Source organism: Photobacterium carnosum, from assembly GCF_002849605.1.
In the GTDB taxonomy this organism is placed as follows: domain Bacteria; phylum Pseudomonadota; class Gammaproteobacteria; order Enterobacterales; family Vibrionaceae; genus Photobacterium; species Photobacterium carnosum.
This window is the reverse complement of record NZ_NPIB01000011.1, coordinates 91733-112563: the sequence shown is the minus strand read 5'-3', so window position 1 is coordinate 112563 and position 20831 is coordinate 91733. Positions and strand designations below refer to the sequence as shown.

At 38.6% G+C, this 20831-nt stretch carries 12 protein-coding genes; 6 read left to right on the top strand and 6 right to left on the bottom strand.

What is annotated here, in order from left to right:
• Positions 1-100: 100 nt before the first annotated feature.
• Entirely contained in the window at positions 101-982 is an 882-nt protein-coding gene (locus CIK00_RS10785; RefSeq protein WP_101768869.1) for a 6-carboxytetrahydropterin synthase, read from the top strand.
• 222 nt (positions 983-1204) lie between these two features.
• Positions 1205-3580 (top strand): Lon protease family protein, encoded by a 2376-nt coding sequence (locus CIK00_RS10780; protein ID WP_101768868.1) that lies wholly within the window; start codon positions 1205-1207, stop codon positions 3578-3580.
• Positions 3581-3745: 165 nt separating this feature from the next.
• Here CIK00_RS10780 and cspE read toward each other — a convergent pair whose 3' ends face one another.
• Complete coding sequence (cspE, locus tag CIK00_RS10775; RefSeq protein WP_045035441.1) at positions 3746-3958, bottom strand: transcription antiterminator/RNA stability regulator CspE; 213 nt, start codon at positions 3956-3958, stop codon at positions 3746-3748.
• A gap of 418 nt (positions 3959-4376) precedes the next feature.
• On the opposite strand from cspE, the gene CIK00_RS10770 reads away from it, so the two are divergent.
• A complete protein-coding gene (locus CIK00_RS10770; protein ID WP_101768867.1) occupies positions 4377-4748 on the top strand; it encodes a hypothetical protein in 372 nt (123 codons plus the stop codon).
• 119 nt (positions 4749-4867) lie between these two features.
• Here CIK00_RS10770 and CIK00_RS10765 read toward each other — a convergent pair whose 3' ends face one another.
• From CIK00_RS10765 to CIK00_RS10750, 4 genes are all read right to left on the bottom strand, one after another.
• The gene (locus CIK00_RS10765) at positions 4868-5899 is read right to left on the bottom strand and encodes a hybrid-cluster NAD(P)-dependent oxidoreductase (RefSeq protein ID WP_101768866.1); all 1032 of its coding nucleotides are present in this window, start codon (positions 5897-5899) and stop codon (positions 4868-4870) included.
• A gap of 103 nt (positions 5900-6002) precedes the next feature.
• The gene (gene hcp, locus CIK00_RS10760) at positions 6003-7664 is read right to left on the bottom strand and encodes a hydroxylamine reductase (protein WP_101768865.1); all 1662 of its coding nucleotides are present in this window, start codon (positions 7662-7664) and stop codon (positions 6003-6005) included.
• A gap of 179 nt (positions 7665-7843) precedes the next feature.
• On the bottom strand, positions 7844-9367 hold the full coding sequence (gene norR, locus CIK00_RS10755; RefSeq protein ID WP_101768864.1) for a nitric oxide reductase transcriptional regulator NorR: 1524 nt from the start codon (positions 9365-9367) through the stop codon (positions 7844-7846).
• A gap of 166 nt (positions 9368-9533) precedes the next feature.
• A complete protein-coding gene (locus tag CIK00_RS10750; RefSeq protein ID WP_101768863.1) occupies positions 9534-13460 on the bottom strand; it encodes an AsmA family protein in 3927 nt (1308 codons plus the stop codon).
• 305 nt (positions 13461-13765) lie between these two features.
• Between CIK00_RS10750 and murQ the strand changes: the two genes are divergently transcribed.
• Positions 13766-14671 carry an N-acetylmuramic acid 6-phosphate etherase gene (gene murQ / locus CIK00_RS10745; protein ID WP_101768862.1) on the top strand — a complete coding sequence of 302 codons (906 nt, stop codon included), beginning with the start codon at positions 13766-13768 and terminating at the stop codon, positions 14669-14671.
• A gap of 80 nt (positions 14672-14751) precedes the next feature.
• Here the strand turns inward: murQ and mltC are convergent, their stop codons facing one another.
• On the bottom strand, positions 14752-15882 hold the full coding sequence (gene mltC, locus CIK00_RS10740) for a membrane-bound lytic murein transglycosylase MltC (protein ID WP_101768861.1): 1131 nt from the start codon (positions 15880-15882) through the stop codon (positions 14752-14754).
• A gap of 416 nt (positions 15883-16298) precedes the next feature.
• On the opposite strand from mltC, the gene katG reads away from it, so the two are divergent.
• On the top strand, positions 16299-18482 hold the full coding sequence (gene katG / locus CIK00_RS10735) for a catalase/peroxidase HPI (protein ID WP_101768860.1): 2184 nt from the start codon (positions 16299-16301) through the stop codon (positions 18480-18482).
• Positions 18483-19221: 739 nt separating this feature from the next.
• Positions 19222-20589, top strand: a complete 1368-nt coding sequence (locus CIK00_RS10730) for a hypothetical protein (protein WP_101768859.1) — start codon at positions 19222-19224, stop codon at positions 20587-20589.
• The last annotated feature ends 242 nt before the right edge of the window (positions 20590-20831 follow it).

Below are 20831 nucleotides of genomic sequence, written 5' to 3'. Positions count from 1 at the left end.
TTCTTAAACGGCAAGAAAACTGAAGGTTTACTCATCAGTTTAGCCGCGTATAATGCATTTCCCTAGTAAACGACAACCATTATCAATAAAGGACTTCACCTTGAAGCTATTCGTTAGAGACCTCACTGTAATTGACGCATCTTACTTGTGCCCGCAACGGGGAATGGTGGGTGAGAGTTGGATTCTTGATGTGGTGATGTCGGGTGAGTTGAATGAAATGAGCATGGTGCTTGATTTCAGCCGCGTAAAAAAACAAATTAAACAACTCGTTGATCAATATGTTGATCATCGATTACTGATCCCTGCAACATCTACTGCTATTCATACGACAATAACTAAAACTGATTATATGACAGTTGATTTAATCAGTAATGAGCATGCGATTCATCTGCACAGCCCTGAGCAAGCTTTTTGCTTTATTGATACTGATGCGATCACTGTTGAGAGTGTGACTCAATATGTACAACAACTGTTGTTGGGGCATTTACCCAGTAATGTACAAGGGTTAGAAATTACCTTACGCCATGAAAAGATAGACGGTGCGTTTTACCATTACAGCCACGGTTTGAAAAAACATGATGGTAACTGTCAACGTATTGCTCACGGCCACCGTTCACCAGTAGAGTTAGTGGTTAATGGTCAACGCAATGCTGATTTAGAGCAGCAATGGGCACAACGCTGGCATGATATTTATTTAGGCTCACAAGAAGATGTTATTAGTGTTAGTGAGTTAAATTTAAGTTCAGCAGCGGCTAATATTAATGACGAAACCCATTACGGTTTTCGTTATACCGCACCGCAAGGGGAATTTGAATTAGCGATTGCTAAATCGGCGACTGAAATTTTAGCAACGGACACCACGGTTGAATTATTGGCGAGCTATATTGCCGAGCAAATAAAACCACAATTAGCAGCCACTGAGCGTCTGGATGTATTCGCTTACGAAGGTGTTGGTAAAGGTGCGATGGTAACGTTAGATTAACAGTAAACACTTCGCTTATTAATTAATAAGGCGATGAAAAATAAGCTCAATATGATATTTGTTGTTATAAAAATATCAGGTTGGGCTTTTTTTATGGTTAAAATTTCATCAAAAAAGCGTTAATAGTGAGAGCCTTGGCACTAAATCTACCTTCTATCACTTAATCGTTCGTTATTTGTGCGTAAACTTAACAGTAAGTGTCATAAATGAGAGGGATCGATTATGCCTTTAGCGCCTCTAACCAGTGACAAGCTGTATCATATTGCAGCCTTAAATGGATTGAGTGATGCGTGTAAGTCAACTAAACACCTTACACCATTAGATGAAATAGTAGGACAAGAACGGGCTCAACATGCGGTTGAGTTTGCGATGTCGATAAAAGAAAAAGGCTATAATATTTATGCCATTGGACGTAATGGCTTAGGTAAACGGACCATGGTGATGCGTTATTTAAATCGTCATGAACCCAACGGTAATAGTCATACATTGTATGATTGGTGCTATGTGTCTAATTTTGATGATACACGCTGCCCGAAAGTATTAAAACTACCCGCTGGGGAAGGGTGTAGCTTTAAAAAAGACATTGAAAATCTAATGAAGCGATTAGTAAAAGCGTTTCCATTAGCATTTGATAATGAACTTTATTATTCACGTGCAGAAAAATTAAAATCAGAATTAACAACGAAACAAGAATCGACCTTAAAGTCGCTCACAAAAAGCGCTGAAGAGCGTGGTATTAGTGTATCAATCACAACCCAAGGTGATTATCAGTTAGTTGCCATGAATGGTAAAGAGCCACACAGTGAGGACAGTTTCGCTGCATTGTCAGCTGATGATCAACAGGTCTTTGAGAATACCATTACTGCGCTGGAAGTTGAGCTACGTGGTATCGTGCGAAAACTGACTGAATGGGAAGAACAATATTCAGATAAGCAGCAAAAGCTTGATGAAAATATAGCCAAAGAAGTTGTGGGTCATTGTATTAAAGAACTCCAACTTAAATATAAAAAAATTGCTGATGTAAAAGCATATTTGGCTGATATGTATGCGGATATCTTAGATAATATTGATGTTTTCTTAGAAGAAAATGAAGAACAAGTCGCATTGGCTTATGCTTCGTTAGATAAAAAAATGCCGCGTCGTTATCAAGTTAATGTCTTGGTACATCAATCTGATACCCGTAAATTTCCTGTCGAAGTTGAAGAGAGCCCGAGTTATCATTCCATTTTTGGTTATGTTGAAAATGCGACTTATAAAGGAACCGTGTTTACTGACTTTTCTTTAATTCGTGCTGGTAGCATTCATCGTGCCAATGGTGGCGTATTGATGATGGATGCAGTAAAAGTGCTAGAGCGTCCGTATGTATGGGATGGACTTAAACGTGCTTTACGTGCGCAGAAGCTGAATTTAAGCTCACTTGAGCGAGAAGTCACGCTGTCTGGAACCATTTCATTAGAACCAGAAGCGATTCCGCTGAATGTAAAAATTATTTTATTTGGTGATTATCAGACTTATCAGTTATTGCAGCACTATGATCCGGAGTTTAAAGAATTATTCCGAGTTACCGCTGACTTTGAAGATGATATGCCACGAAATGATACCTCAGAAGAGCAATATGCCCGTTTCATTGCCAGTATTGTGCATGATAACGACATGCTTCATTGTGATCGTAAAGCTATTGCACGCATTATTGAATACAGTTCGCGCCAAGCAGATGACCAAAATAAGCTATCACTCCACTCTGCGGATATTGCGAATTTATTGCGTGAAACTAACTATGTTGCACGTGCATCGAATGCCACTATGATTCGCTGTAGTCATGTTGAACAGGCGATGCTCAATCAAGAATTGCGGGTCAGTCGTTTAAAAGATCATGTGATGCAAAGCTTTGTAACAGGAACGACATTGTTAGATGTTCATTCGCATGCTGTTGGGCAAGTGAATGCATTATCGGTGATTGCAACGTCTGACTATCAGTTTGGCGCACCGAGCCGTATTACTGCGACAACCGCTTATGGTAATGGTGAAGTGTTTGATATTGAGCGGAGTGCTGAATTAGGCGGTAATATCCACTCAAAAGGGGTAATGATTCTATCGGCGTATTTAGCATCAGTGTTTGGTAAAACCGCTAAGATCCCGTTAACGACTCATTTAACCTTTGAGCAATCCTATGGTGGCGTCGATGGTGATAGTGCCTCAATGGCGGAAGTGTGTGCGATTGTCTCTGCTTTTTCAGGATTACCATTACGGCAAGATATTGCGATCACTGGTTCAATGAATCAATTTGGTGAAGCACAGCCGATTGGTGGTGTGAATCAGAAAATTGAAGGTTTCTTTGATGTGTGTGGCATCAAGGGGAGAACAGCAGGACAAGGGGTGATTATTCCTGAATCTAATGTGCATAATTTAATGTTACGTAAAGATATTGTCGAAGCGGTTGAAAAAGGCGAGTTTACCATTTGGGCAATAAGCCACGTTTCACAAGCGATTGAAATATTTACGGGTAATGCTGTAGGTGTGGAAGCGGAGCAAGGTTTCTATCCATCAAATACGGTATTTGGTTTAGTGCAGAGTAAACTGAATGCACTACGTCGGTAGTGATTGATGTGACAGATGAAGATGAGCGTGATGCTCTGTAGATAATGTATTTCTAAGCCGACTAGTAAGTAGTTGGCTTTTTTTTTACTTTTATTTTCTCTAAATTACAGATATAAAAAATGCCGGCCTTAGCCAGCATTTTTTTCATTTATCAATAAAGATAAATTATAGAGCTACAACGTTTGCAGCTTGAAGACCTTTTTGGCCTTGCTCTACTTCAAAAGACACTTTTTGGCCTTCAGCAAGAGTTTTGAAACCTTCAGAAGCGATAGCACGGAAGTGAACGAATACGTCAGCGCCGCCGTTGTCTTGAGTAATGAAACCAAAACCTTTCTCTTCGTTAAACCATTTTACTAGACCAGTTGTTTGATTAGACATGTGATGTCCCTTATTAGTTGAGATTAATTAACCGCTAAAATGCGATGTGCTACGTGGTTAAATTATTAATGATACTGCCAATACAAGGGAAACACAGATACAAAACGAAAACGTCACTGTAATCTTTAGTTTAACTGTTACTTGGTGTTGCATTTAATAACTCTTAAACAACAGAGCGAGACGGATAATAGCAGGTGTGCTGCTGATGTACACTTATTTTTGTGTTTTTTTGAAAAAATTTTCTGTTTAAATTGAAAATAATGAATATCTTTTTGATTTATTGAGTGATTTTTGTTTTTTATTTAGAACGATGCTTAAATATGACACTATTACTTAGAGTATTTATAATCGTTCGTGCTTATGGGGTATACAAATAGTATATTGATACTAGAAATGAACGAGAACAGGGGAAGCAATAATGACTCACGAAACTAAAACAATGGAAGTACCTATTGCTATCGCAGAAAGAGTGCAGGCGCTAATAGATGCTTTTAAAGCAAAAGAAATATTTAAGGCTGAACGTAAAGCGGTCGTGAATAATTTTCTTGCGATGGATGGTCTTAGTTGTGAAATGGCAGTGTACAGCTTACCGCAGAATGAATTACTAGATACACTTCGGTTTGTTTATGAATTGTCGGGTACAAACAGTAAATTTATCACGAATATTCTGATTCAATCACGAGAAAACCCTAAAAAAGTGTTGTCTGATGCACAGAGAACCGCCGCTAAGAGCTTATTATTTAATTTAATTAATGATCCGTCTGTAGTCTCAGCGATGAAAGAAATCTAATAATATTATATTAGAGATGATAAAAAACCTGCATTTATGTTCTATCATTATTAACGGCTAGATTGGTTAATAAATAGAATGTTTAGATGCGGGTTTTATTTACTATTGAACACGTTTTATTAAAAGCTTACTTCAGTATTGTCAATGATCGTTGATGAGCAGGCAAGGACATAACCTTGTTCAATATCCTCAGTTGTAAGAGTCATAGCACTGGTTGAGTTAACACTATTAGGTGTGACTTTACAGCGACATGAACCACAAACACCACTACGACAAGCAACGAGAATCGGCAAGCTAGCATTTTCAAGTGTTGTTGCCAAATTATCCCCATGATTAACCGTTAATGTTTGATTAAAAGCTGGAACATTCAGCGTCAGTGTTGTACTGACTTTATCTGCTATTGACTGGGTTATTGTTGGTGTAAAGCTTTCTTGAAAAAATTGCGACATATTAAAATCAAGTTGCTGTAAATATTGACTCACATCTTCCATAAACCCTTCAGGGCCACATAAATAGACAGTTCGTTGATGTAGATTGGGTGTTAATTGCTCAAGCCACTGTTGATTTAAACGTCCTTGGTGGAATTCTGTATTCGCTTTATCTTTTAATAATAGCTGTAAATTAAAGTTACTATTATCACGATCTAATTGATTAAGCTGTTCAAAAAAGAGTGTCTGTGACGGGCTTTTTGCGACATGAATAAAGCAAATATCAATATTCGCATTATGCTCAAGCCAATATTTAGCCATTGAATAGACTGGTGTAATGCCACATCCAGCACTGATCAATAAGACACGTTGGTTTTCAGGCGGGTGATCAATACAGTTAAATTCCCCGGCTGGCTGTAATAATTGTACGTTATCACCAATGGTTAATGTGTTTACAAGGTAAGTTGAAACTCTGCCGCCATCCACTCGTTTAATGGTGAGCTGTAAGGTCGATTGTTGCGGTATTGAGCTGATGGAATAGGCACGAAAAAGTAATTCTCCATCAATACGAATGCCTAGACTTACAAATTGTCCCGGTTTGAAATCAATGGATTCGGCACCAACCTGTGGCTGTAATTCGATGGTTACAGTATCTGGTGTTTGTTGCCACTTATTGATACAAACAAATGTTTCTGGTTGGTGATTTTGCCATTTCTCTAACATTATCATGCCTATAAAAATCGAAATGAATGAATAAATAAAGCCCCTCTTATTTATATAAACAACAGGGGCAATAATGTTATACGTCAATACTATACGTGTAAGATTACGCGCCTAAGATAGTTTTAAGATCTGCCTCAGGGGTTGAGATCGAACGCATGTCGAATTTTTCAGCAATAATAGCCAATAAGTTATCGGTTAAAAATGCAGGTGCTGTTGGACCGGTATAAATACCTTTAACACCTAATGCAAATAAGGTCAGTAGGATCACAATCGCTTTTTGCTCAAACCAAGATAACACTAGAGTCAGCGGTAATTCGTTAATACCACAATCAAACTCTTTCGCTAATGCGAGTGCCAATTGAATTGCTGAATAAGCATCATTACATTGGCCCACATCGAGTAAACGAGGAATACCATTAATGTCGCCAAAGTTATTTTTATTAAAGCGATATTTACCACAAGCTAACGTTAAGATAACGGAATCTTGAGGAACTTGTGCAGCAAAATCAGTGAAGTAACTGCGTTCTGCTTTCTCACCGTCACAACCACCAACAAGGAAGAAGTGACTGATATTGCCTTGTTTCACTTGATCAATAACAGCAGGCGCTGCTGCCATTAGTGCATTGCGACCAAAACCGATAGTGATCATATGTTCGATTTCAGTGTGCTTAAAGCCGTCTAATGCTAATGCACAATCAATAACTTGAGTAAAATCATCACCGTCAATATGCGCCACACCAGGCCATGCCACGATGCTACGTGTAAAGATACGATCTGCATATTGACCTACATTAGGGTTAATTAGGCAGTTTGATGTCATTACGATTGCGCCAGGGAAATTGGCAAATTCAATCTGTTGGTTCTGCCAAGCACTACCGTAGTTACCCACTAAGTGAGGGTATTTCTTCAGTTCAGGGTAGCTGTGAGCAGGTAACATTTCACCATTGGTGTAAACGTTAATATTTTTACCTTCAGTTTGTTGCAGGATCTTTTCAAGATCGTGCAAGTCATGACCTGAAACTAAAATACATTTACCTTGAATTGGCTTAACGTTAACTTGGCTTGGTACTGGGTGACCAAAAGTATTGGTTTCGCCTAAATCAAGCATCTCCATTACTTTGTAGTTCATTAGACCAATTTCCATTGAACACTCAAGTAATGCATTTAGATCAGTAGGATCTGTGCCTAACCAGCCCATGATGTGATGGTATTGTGCGTAAATAGCATTGTCTGTTTGCTCTAATACACGCGCATGCTCCATGTAAGCCGCCGCGCCTTTTAGACCATATAGGCACAATAAGCGTAAACCAATGACATCTTCATTGATGGTTTCATAACCGCGGTTAACCGCTACTTGTGGTGCTAACGCTAAGATAGCATCAATATTATCGGGTAATTCAAATTCAGCCACAGCGGGTAGGGTCGGTAATGGCTGTTGTGCTAGAGTCATTGCTGCTGTGACGGCTTGTGTTAAGCGTGCTTTATAACTTGCAGCAAGATTGGTTAGCGCTAGAATGCGATCGCGATCAAAGTTAACATTGGTTAGCGTTGAGAAGAATGCACGTGGTGCCCAATGGTTAATTTCGTCATCAACAATATCAAACTTTTGTGCAAGATCTGCCCAGTATGATACCCCTTGTAAGGTATAAACTAACACATCTTGTAGATCTGAAATTTCAGCAGTTTTACCGCACATACCTGCGGCGTAAGAACAGCCTTTTTTAATGGGTGTTTCTATTGTCTGTTCACATTGAATACAAAACATGAAAAAGCTCCAGCGTTTGATTATCTAATTATAAATATGATCTAACGGCTACTTAGCATTAACTGTGCCAGTTTTTATGTTGTTGTTTTTAATGTGTTTATTTATTATCTTATACACTAATGATGTTATAAAGACATCATCAGTGTTGTATATATGACATCACTGTTTTTATGGTAGTCTTATTTGATCCCCAGCTTTTTTCCCATACGGTAAAGATTTCCTCGATCCATTTGTAAAAAATCAGCTGATTTCGCCCAATTTTTATGTGTTTTTTCAAGCGTGTGCTCAATTAGCTGCTTTTGGTAGTGTTCAACCAATTGACGCATCGGTTGTGATTGTTCGGGGAAAAATGACGATGTGTTTTTGACATCGCCTGTGGGCGCAAGATCAAAATATTGACTGGTGATCGTATTCTGTTCGTCTTGTATTGCTCGTAATGCAGCTCGTGTAAGTGTGTGTTCTAATTCACGAATATTGCCTGGCCACGGTTTCGCCTCAAGCATATTTAATACTTTAGGGTGAAGGTGAAGATTAGGAATATTAAATTGGTGACGCACTTTTTCAAGTAAGTATCCAGCAAGAACGGGAATATCATCATGACGTTCACGCAGTGATGGCACAAAAATAGGGAATACATTTAAGCGATGGTACAAATCTGCACGAAAATGACCGAGTTCGACTTCGGTTTCTAATTGACGATTTGTTGCTGCGATAATACGAACATTGACATGTAAATGTTGATCACTGCCGACACGTTGAAGTTCACCTTGTTGGATCACCCGTAATAATTTCGCTTGTAATATTAAAGGTAACTCGCCAATTTCATCTAAAAATAAGGTCCCGCCGTCAGCTAATTCAAATTTACCTGCTCGATGACTATTCGCACCTGTAAATGCCCCTTTTACATGACCAAATAACTCACTTTCCGCTAATCCTTCCGGTAGAGCGGCACAGTTAATATAAATCATTGGCGTATCTGCACGTGTTGATTGGGCATGGATCTCGTGAGCGACCAGCTCTTTGCCTGTGCCTGTTTCACCACTGATCAGTACCGCATAGTCTGATTTTGCAACAGTGGCAATATTGGTCCGTAACCGTTGCATGACGGCACTTATTCCCACCATTTCCCCTTGTTGTGAGCGCGCTTGTTGGATCAACGTATCTGTTAGTGATTTTTGTTTTTTATTTTGATCTTTAAGTGCATTAAATTGGGCAATATTGCGTAACGTTGCTGCGGCTAAAGCGGCAAATGTTTCAATGGCAACAGTTTCAATTTCATCAAATGCGCCAACAGTTAACGAATCTAACGTAAGTACGCCAACTAATTGTCCTTCTACATAGAGGCTACAGCCTAAGCAATCATGAATATCAATGGTTTGTTGCTCGTTAAGTAAAATTCCATCAAAGGGATCGGGCAAAGGGCTATCGGCATCAAAACGGACTGGTTGTTTACTTGCCATTATGGCTTCTAAGCGTGGGTGAGCTTGAGGATAAAAACGTCGACCTAATACGGCAGGAGATAGACCTTTAACCGCAACCGGTGTTAATAGACCTTCTTTATCCAATATAAATAAGGCACTTGCATCACAAGGAAAAACTTGATCGATACCATCAATAAGATGCTGATAATGCTGATCACTAGCGAGGTTAGCACTGAGATTTAGGGCTATATTGAGCAGTACATTATCGAGTTTTGAATTCATAATAACCTCGTAGAAGATGATTATTCTATGACAGATGAAGTTGATGTCTTTATTACATCATAGTCAGTACACAGGTTCTTTATTTTAAAACAACAAAATAAAAAAAAGATGGATTATAAGTCCATCTTTTAATGTTAAGTATTGAGCATTTTTTTAGGCTAACAATTTATTGTGCTTGCCAAATTCGTTGACATTCCGCGCTACCATTGGCCGCGATTGGTTTCTCAAATAACCATTGGAGTGGTGCTATTATTGGGCTTGTCGTAAACCGCACTGATGTTGCAAAAATGGCAGATAATGGTATTTCAAGATTAAATTTCTCAAAAGTACCGTGAACTTCAACGGGCGTTTGTAGGCTAAATATTTGTGCTCTTTTAGATCGTGGCGATAGATACAAGTTAAAGTCACGTTTCTTATAACTGGCATCAAATGCGCCATGCACCTGAATACGTGAGGTATCGAGTAATAAATCACGTTGTTTTATATTGCCATTATGAACATTAAATCCGCCAGCAACACAGTTGAGTACCGAGTTATCTTTGGTGGTAAATGTCGGTAATACCGCATCGGCTAAACTTACTGCCCATAGATCAATTACGTTAGCTTGGTAAGCTTTAGGCCAGGCTGCAAACCCAATAAAGCCATTGGCATTATTCATTAAGCTTTCTGGTGTATTCGCAAGACTATTAAGATCGAATTTGGCACTGATTTTGCCATGCATATCCGTTTTAGGGTCGATACGACGAGCGATAATACCGTAGTCAAAATTCTTTACCAACCCATTCAGTTTAATGGCGAATTTATCCCCTTTAGCGGCAACCGAGCCGTTGATATTAATATCACCACCGGGTAATTGAACATGTAAAGGTTTTAGCGTTAATAAACCATTATGTAACGTCCAATCTAATTTACCTGCGCCTAGCCAATCTTTGCCTGAACGGACATTACCGACGTTAAGTTTAAAATTAGCATTGAATAAATTTAATCCTTGCGGACTGATAACGTTCACTGGCTGATTTTTGGAGACAATAACCTTATGCGACTTTTGGTTTGCGGGTAACCATGCTTGCCAATTTTTCAGCTTAAAGTCGTTGATCTGAATAAAAGGAGCATTTAAGACCAGTTTTACGTTAGGGCGATTGCGACCATCACCTTTAATCGGCGGTAAAAAGTCACCATAGCCTTTAAGCGTACTGCTACCAACCTTGATGAGCATGTCACGTAGATGATAGCCAATATTGTCCATTGATAATGATGCTGCAACGTTAACTGGACCATAAGGCGGTAACTTGATCCCTGTAAAGTTATCAAAATGGTTTAAGTTTGGTGTACTGGCTTCAAAAGTGATATTCAATTTTTTAGGGTCAATCGGTAACACAACGTGTGATTGAGCATTAAATTTGATGTCACCGACACTCGCTTTCAGTTTGACTGGAATCGATTTACGACCATCATTTGCCTGTTGTAATGAGACTGAATCAAGGTTAATGGCAACGGGTTTATTTGCCGCTCGTCCATCAAGGGTGAGGTGGGTTGCAGTATTGGGGCCGGTAATGAAATGCCCTTGATTTAGAGTAATATTAAAGGCTTTACCTGTGTAATTATCAGCAAGTTTTAATTGACCGCCATTAAGCTGAGCATCAATTTTTGCTTGTTCCATTAATTCTAATAGTGTTTTTCCTGATAACGATACCGCTAGTTTGGCACTGTCTAAGCTCATATCGAAATGATTAATGATATTAAATTGATGTAAAATACGACCAATGTCAGGTTTATTTACCGCTAAGTGTAATTGTGAATTAATGGTTTGATTATTAATATCAAACGCGATATCGCCACGATAAACGCTGCCCGCATAAGTCGCACTAAACGGTGATGTACTGAGTTTACCATCCTGAATTTGGCCCTTAAATGCCATATCATCAACTTGCTGTTGTGCCCATAGCATCTTATTAACATGTAAATTGACATCGGCATCAGCAATGACAATTTTATTGCTTAGAATAGGCACATCAAGGTTAACGCCTTGGGTCGGTACAGTTTGTTCTACTTTAGGTAAGCGGGTTTTATTAATAAATTGGCTTAATTGAGTAAAATCAAGGGTATTGAATTGGCTATTTAATTTTAAAAATGGCTGATCGTGCAGTGTTCGCCATTGTAAATCTACTTTCCCCTGACTGTTCAGTAGCGTGACATCAGGAATATTAAGATCAAGCCATTCTCCGTTATTGGTGAGTTTTCCTTTGAAATTAATTTTACCGTGTATTGCAGCACGAGTACCAAGCCATGGACTCAGCTTTCCAGCATCATTACTGTGAACACTAACATCAAACCAACTACCTTGTTGCCAGTGAGTATTAACTAACTTTCCTTGTGCCTTTACATCTAAAACTGGGCTGGAAAAGTGCAGTGATGGTGTCCAATCACGATGATTAATAATATCAGCTAATGTGCCTGCTTTGGCTGCAATCTTAACCGGGATATTCATGATCTTACCGCTAACATTTGAGCTGAACGGTTGTTCCATTCCTGAATGCAGTGTAGCGGTATCTATTGCAAATGAAGCTTTAGCGCCCCAATTGACATTAGCATGATTAATAGTAAGTCCAAGCTGACTATTATCTAACCATTGCTGTAATTTGGTGCCTTTTGTTGTTAGCTGTAGTTGAGCACTTTTAAGATGACCCGTAGCATTAGGTATACCTGAAATCCAGCCAGCCATTTCACCTAATGATGAATCTTTTGCCCCTAAGGTAACGTCAACTTTTGATGTTGATTGTGTTGCATTAATACGAGCATTACCCGTGAATGGAACATTAGCAATATTGGCGGCCATTGGTGCTGATAATTTACCGTTTTTACCCTCAATCTTAAGTGAAATCGAATTCACGGGCGTACCTAAGCCTTTAATGGTACCAATGGTTAAGCCAAAGTGAGTGCGGGTTTTTACTAACCATTGATTCAATGCTTTTTGTAGTGGAGATTGTGGCGGTGTGGCGACATACATTGTCGTGCGCCTCATTCGTGGTTGCGGTTGTAACCACGGACGCAGATCAATAACGGGAATATCTAACTTGCCGTCAATAATATTTAACTGTTGAGCATTCTGGGCAAAACGAACATTAATATGACCATTAGCTGAGGTAATAGGGCTACGCACTTGAATATCATTAAATGCAAAACCTTTATTTGATGCGGTGAGCTCTGTTGTCAGTGAGAGTGGTGCAACATGCTGTAAATCAAGATCTAACAGGTTGGCAATTTGATTGGTATTGTTCCAATGTAAACTGATATTAGCCGTAGAGTTATCACTGCTACTAAACGGTGTAATGTTAGCATCAACATCTAATTCGGCACCCGCAAAGTTACCTTTTGCAAATAATTGGCCATGTTGATTATTAATCAGTTTTTGTAAATCGCCCGTCAATGAAAGATTATATTCACTGCCCATAGCGTTACCTTTAGCCACTAATAACCATTTATCAGGTTTTGTTAGAGCTAAGTGATCAAGGTAGCCGCTGTAATAGGCACCTTTGGTTTGATCTTCATAATTCACTCGAATTTTATTAGCGTTAATATTATTACTTAACACTAATTTAAATGCTGAAGATGTTGTGGTTGCAGCGGGTTTTGATGATGTTGATAGTTGATTGAATACCCAATTTTCCTTACCTTGTTGATCTCGTAGTAAGTTTAATGAGATATCGTTAAGGCTAAGATAGTCAATCTTCAGCGTATGTTGTAATAACGGTAATACAGAAATCTTGGCGGCAATGTAGCCAGATTTTAACATTGGCTGCCATGGTATTGATTTTAGATTAGCGATAGTAACATCACTTAATTCTATTTCAGGGCTAAATGACAGGGTGACTGCCATGTTGCCTTTTATATCTGTTTTACGATCAAGGGTTTTAGTTAACCATTGATTAATTTCGGTGCGATGTGAACTGAGATCAAGTTTAACACCATAAGCCAATATGCCAGAGATTGTGACAATTGGTGTCAATAGTGCGATTACTGTCCATAATACCACTTTTTTTAGCGTCTTTTTTTTGTGGATATTTGGTGTCATTTGGGGGCTATCTTGAGTCATTACTTATTCAGTTTCTATCTGTAGTCATGAAAGATAAATTCAGCTGTGATTATTCGTAAAAATGAAATTCTACTTTTTTATAGTTATCGCTGAAACATTAGTTATGCTGCTTATTATACAGTGTGACATTTTGCAATGTCGGTGGTTCCATTCTCTTTTGATATTTTTATTGTTAGACGTGCATAATTTGTGCGTTTTTAATGAAAATATGTCGTGCTCTTAATTGTGAATAGATTTAATTATTATTTAATAGCAACATGAATACGTTATGCTATCACTAATGTTATTGATTTTAGAGCGTTACCATGCAGATTGATTTAACAAAATTAGTTACTGAAAGCCGAAATAGTGCTAGCGAAGCCATAGATACGTTATCGACATTAGAGATGCTAAAAGTGATCAATAATGAAGATAAAAAAGTAGCGTTGGCTGTTGAACAAACATTACCTGCTATTGCTCAAGCGGTCGATGCGATAGCCACTGCTTTTTCACTTGGTGGACGGTTAATTTATGTCGGAGCCGGTACGTCTGGTCGTTTAGGTGTTCTTGATGCAAGTGAGTGTCCACCAACGTATGGTAGCGCGCCTGAGCAAGTGGTGGGATTAATTGCGGGTGGACATAAAGCCATTTTAAAAGCAGTTGAAAACGCAGAAGATAATGCTGAAATGGGTGCTGATGATTTAAAAGCGATCCATTTTTCAGCGCGTGATGTTCTGGTCGGTATTGCCGCAAGTGGACGTACTCCTTATGTATTAGGCGCGATGGCTTATGCGCGTTCAATGAATGCAATTGTTGCTTGTGTGAGTTGTAATCCTCAAAGCCCTATGACTGCCGCTGCTGATATTGTGATCACGCCTGTTGTCGGGGCGGAAGTTGTCACGGGGTCTTCTCGTATGAAAGCGGGCACAGCGCAAAAGTTAGTGCTTAATATGCTAACGACAGGGGCAATGATTCGCATTGGTAAAATTTATGGCAATCTGATGGTAGATGTAGAAGCAACCAATGCCAAATTAGTTGAACGTCAAAAACAAATTGTGATGCAAGCCACTGACTGTGAACGTGAACAAGCAGTAGTGGCTTTAGATGCGTGTGATAGTCACTGCAAAACGGCGATTGTGATGATTTTAACGGGTGTTGATAGTGATACTGCGAAGGCACTTTTACAGCAAAACAAAGGTTATATTCGACCTGCAATAGCTGAACGTAGCTAAGTCATAATGTAATACCGATAAGTTAAACACACACATTATTATTGTGTGTGTTTAACTTAAAAAATCATATTGATATTTAATTACATTGCTTCAAATTCTTTTTGAAAATTGAGTACTTTCTCTAAATAACGTCGCGCTTCAGCTTTAGGATGTTTGTTCGTTAATGCCCAATACGCTTGATTGGGTTGTAAGTTGTTAAGATCCTTCATCGCTTGTTTTCTATCAACATCAAAGGTTGCCAGAACGCCGCCAGTACCACCGTTATAAGCTGAAATCATGGTGTAATGTTTTGTTGTAGGGTGTTGAACTTCTTTTAAGTAACGATTTTTCAAAATATAAAAATAAGCAGTGCCAGTATCAATATTATTGGCAGGATTAAATAAATATTCTTTGGTTGGAATACCGGGTTTATTTTTAACCAAATTAAATACATCCGCACCCGCTGTTTTAGGAATAACCTGCATTAAGCCATAAGCACCTGCATGGCTGACGGCATAAGGATTAAAGCTACTTTCCGTTTTAACTATCGCGTAAATTAAATTTTCATCAATATCGTAGCGTTTAGCCGCTTGACGAATAAGATCGGCGTATTGATATTCTCGCTGCTCAAGGTGATCTTCTACCATATCAATTTCAACATAGTATGCCGTACCGCGTTGGAGTTTTTGGGTTTTCAATTTGTTCGCTATTAAATAGTCAGCATATTGACCTGCACGCCATGGCCATTGAATATCTTGGTTTTGATGATCTTTTACTTGGCCTAATAAAAAAGGTTTACCATTAAGAGGAATGGATTTATCACTAAAAAGATCCACTTGTGATGGATCCGCTGGCATTAATAATGTTTCTTCAATGGCTTGTTTGAGAGTGTGTCGTGTTGCATTGTTAGCAATGGTTGAGACATAAATTTTACCATTATCAAAATCAATATGCGCACGAGTACGATAACCAGCAAAGTATTTCACATAACGATGTTTACCTGCCTGTAAATAATTATCGTCGCCCCATTGTTGTTTAACTTGGCTCTCAAGATATTTAAGTAATGCTTGGCGTTGGGGTTCGGTTAGTGCGCCGAAATTATTATTACTATTGGTATTATTATTGCCAATATTAATTGATGGCGCACAATTATAAATACAATCAGGTGTGGGCGTTGATGAACATGCCACCGTTAATAAACAAGCAGTAATTGTGAGCCAAGTCTTTTTCATTATTATCCTTAATTTTTATAAATAATAGATCTTCCTCTAAAAAATCAATAGCGTTTTGTGGTATGAGATGAGAAAACACCATTAATTATAAGAAGTTAGTTTACCTAAGCTATTTATTTGTTGGTGGCTAATTTTTTATGGTGACGATAAAAGTTCGGAAACTATTCAGTATTGTTTTTTGATAACTATTACCTATTGAATTGATAGAAAACTAATATTGTCTTTCTTTCTTTTAGTGTTGTAAATTAGCTTCAACGAATAAACGAGCCGCCAATATCAGTGGATAAAATTAATTTATTAGATTTTAAATTTACCCACAAAAATAACGTTACTATGTTTTTTGATTAGGTTATGTTTATACACAATATGATATTTAATGATTATCAATAATCATACGAACAATTAGGATAATAATAATGTCAAAATGTCCATTCAATCAGACTCAAACGGTTAATCCATCAATTAACCCAGGTAATGGTACTTCTCCTAGCGAGTGGTGGCCAAACCAACTAAAATTAGGTTTACTTCACCAACATAATGTTAAATCAAACCCAATGGGTGAAGATTTCGATTATGCAGCAGCATTTAAAACATTAAACCTAGAAGCAGTTAAACAAGATCTTCGTGATCTAATGACTGATTCACAAGATTGGTGGCCTGCTGACTTTGGTCATTATGGTCCTTTCTTTGTTCGTATGGCTTGGCACAGTGCAGGTACTTACCGTACTTCTGATGGTCGTGGCGGTGCAAGTACTGGTAACCAACGTTTTGCGCCTCTAAACAGCTGGCCTGATAACGTTAACCTTGATAAAGCACGTCGTTTAGTTTGGCCTATCAAACAAAAATACGGCAATAAAATCTCTTGGGCTGACTTAATTATCCTGACTGGTAACGTTGCTCTTGAATCAATGGGCTTTGAAACTATCGGTTTCGCTGGTGGTCGTGTTGATATCTGGGAACCTGAGTTAGACGTTTATTGGGGTAAAGAAAAAACATGGCTAGCTGATGATACTCGTTATGAGAAAGATGACGCAGTACGTGATCTAGAAAATCCATTAGCCGCTGTTCAAATGGGTCTAATTTACGTAAACCCAGAAGGTCCAGACGGTAACCCTGATCCACTACTTGCCGCTGATGATATTCGTCAAACATTTGCTCGTATGGCAATGGATGATGAAGAAACTGTAGCGTTAATCGCAGGTGGTCATACATTTGGTAAGACTCACGGTGCTGGTGATGCGGCTCAAGTTGGTGCTGAACCAGAAGCGGCTGCTATTGACGAACAAGGTTTAGGTTGGGCATCAAGCTATGGTTGTGGTAACGCTGCCGATACTATTTCAAGTGGCTTAGAAGTAACTTGGACTACAACTCCAACACAATGGAGCAATGGTTTCTTCCACAGCTTATTTAGCCATGAGTGGAAACTAGAGAAGAGCCCAGCTGGCGCACACCAATGGATCGCTAAAGACGGCCGTGATGAATACCCAGATGCATTTGGTGAAGGAATGCACCAAGGCACAATGCTAACAACAGATATCTCATTACTTGTTGATCCTGCTTATGCTGAAATCTCACGTCGTTTCTATGAGAACCCAGAAGAATTTGCAGCAGTATTTGCTCGCGCTTGGTTCAAACTGACTCACCGTGACATGGGACCTCGTGCTCGTTACTTGGGTTCTGAAATTCCAACACAAGAATTCATCTGGCAAGATCTGATCCCTGCTGTTGAATATGATGTTGTTAACGATGCTGATATTGCAGCTTTAAAAGTAGCAATCGCAGATTCTGGCTTATCAGTTCGTGAGCTTGTATCAACAGCATGGGCATCAGCATCAACATTCCGTGGTTCTGATATGCGTGGCGGTGCTAATGGTGCCCGTGTTCGTTTAGCACCTCAAAAAGATTGGGCAGCTAATGAGCCAGCTCAACTAGATAAAGTATTAACCGTACTTGAAAGCATTAAAGCAAACTTCGCAAAAGAAGTGTCTATTGCAGACTTAATTGTTCTTGCTGGTGGTGTTGGTATTGAAATGGCAGCTAAAAAAGCGGGCCGTGATGTATCTGTACCGTTTGCTGCTGGTCGTGCTGATGCAACACAAGCACAAACTGATGTAAATTCTTTCTCTGTTCTTGAGCCTATCGCTGATGGCTTCCGTAACTTTGAAAAAGCAAAATACACAGTTGCAATGGAAGAATTGCTTCTTGACCGCGCACAGTTACTAACGCTAACAGCGCCTGAAATGACAGTGTTAATTGGTGGTATGCGTGTTCTTGATACTAACTATGAGCACAGTGAGTTTGGTGTATTCACCGAGCGTAAAGAAACATTAACCAATGATTTCTTTGTAAACTTACTTGATATGGCAACAGTATGGAAACCAACTTCTGTTGACCAAGATATCTTCGCAGGTACTGATCGTAAGACTGGCAATCAGAAGTGGATGGCAACACGTGTTGACTTAGTATTTGGTTCTAACTCTCAACTACGTGCAATCGCTGAAGTATATGCTTGTGCTGATGCAGAAGAGAAGTTCACTAATGACTTTATCAATGCATGGGTTAAAGTAATGAACGCTGACCGTTTTGACCTTAAAAAATAAGGTTACAACTCGGTAGTATCACTACTCGATAATATTTAATAAGAGGCGCTGATTATCAGCGCCTCTTTTTTATGGGCGTTATTTGGTCATTGCCCAATTATCCCGTCATTTTTCTACTATGACGACCAAACTTCCCCCGATATTTTTTGCTTACAGTGAATGCGAACCATCCACCGTCATTCCCTACAGTGAATGCCCGCGAGGACGATAGGGAATCTACTATTAGCGCGTTGTAGAATTACTATTTTCGCTGACGTTTTTAATGCTCAGTAGCACAGTAAATATAAATATCCCAGCTATTTTATACTGTGACGACCAAACTTCCCCCCGACATCCTTGCCAACAATAAATGCGAACCATCCATCGTCATTCCCTACAGTGAATGCCCGCGAGGGCGATAGGGAATCTACTATCAGCGCGTTGTAGAATTACTCTTTCATCGATATCGAAGTTCTATATTGCTCTTGATGCAGATCTTTTGTACCGCAATGACGATTAGTAGAAAAACCATAAACTAAATGGTAAGTGCCCGACTTTGTGATGATTATCGAGATTTATAAGTGAAAATGTATCTGATTTATAATGTTTTTTATATTATGAAAAGATAAATTCGGGCGTATGTTCAAAGAACAAATTTGGGCAAGCTGTTAATATAATAAGTTGTTAGTTTTTTTACGAGCTCTGTGAACGTGAAAAATTTAAAATCCCCAATTATATCAATGGTTGATGGTGCTATCTCATGAAAATCAAATTGGCTGAAGAAGTTAAGCACTTAACTTTAGAGGAACTTGAAGAGCTATACGAAAGGTACATTTCGGGTGAGAAAAACCAAGAGCTCATGGAAGAATATGGGATAGATGCTCATCCTAATAAATTAGTGTCGTTATTTCCACCTGTTATACATGAATCACTTGAATGTGCATATTGTGCTTTGCCTTTATTTTATAAACGAAAAAGCAAGTCGGGCAGCTCATACTCTATGGAATACTTTTGTATAGAGTGCAACCATAAGGAAGGTTATCATTACAACAGACCACTTGAGTGTAATTGCTTACCGTGTTCTGAGAAAAGAGCTGAAGCCGTTAGAGCAAAACTAGCCGCAGATCTTGAGAAAATTTCTCAAGAGTATAACCTTGATAAAAAGGCTATGCTTAGTTATTTAAAGCTATCGTTTAGTCATAAGTGCTATTTGTTATCCCTGTTTTTAATGCAATCAGAGTCAGATCTTAATCATATTAAGTCGTTGAATAATTCTGGCAGTGCCGTGGATTTATCTCCCACATCTGATTTCGACAATGAAATTATTTTAAAGTTACACCGCGATGGTGCGATTGCTGTGGATCCAAGTTCTCCTTTTTCGGCATTTGATTCCTCAGACGACTTTAAATCATTCTATTATCGAGATGTACTTTGGGTTGTTAATGTTTCACTAGATGGTTCTAATAGGTTAAGCCTCGGAGAATTATTCAAGTTAGTTTATGTTGAGTTACGCGATGGTATACAGATTGAGTGGGAAGAGGACCTCAAGGAGCTAGTATTTAGGCTCGCTGAAGAAGAAGTTGTAACATATTTAGATGTTTGCCTAGAACAACTTCAATTACCTGAGGCTCCAAAGAAAACAAACGAAGTTATAAAAGAAATCCTTAATGATTTTTCTGTATCAGAAATATACTATTTCATAAAGAAAGCAACAGAAAATGCTCACTTATTTTATGCAAAGGGTAAAGCGGAGAGTCGCAAACATGCGGTAAATACGATCCCAAGCAAGATCTTATATTTGGCGACAAGAGCTAGCAATGAAGGGTGGGACGTTTATAAGTATAATCGTACTTATAGTAATGAACGGTCTCAGTTAAACATTGTGTTATTTGATTTTGTCATCGGTGGTGGTGATGATATTGCATTCTATAAGTCTCCAGAAGTTCTTTGGAATAATGAGTTATATAAGATGTTTGATAGTTCTAAATCAACAAAAGAAAGCAGCAAAGACACTAGTTGTGTAATTTGTGGTTCAGTAGATATCATAATTAAAACGGACAAAAACTCTTTAACGCTTCTATGTACCAAATGCGGGGAACTGCAACAGTTTTACGCATCAAAAAACTAACAAAGCCATCAAATCGGACTCCAAACACACGGTATTTTCGCTTCGCTCAAGTATAGCCATGTGTTTTGCACCGTTTATGACAGTCGTTATATTCTAAAAAAACATAGGACACCCATAATTTTTTGCAATTTATTACGATCAATTCTGACGGTGCTCCATGAATGGATTTTAATCAATTGAGCAAAGTATCGCTGTGATCATCAGTAGTTAACGCATCAGGCGGTTTCGTTAAATAAAGCATT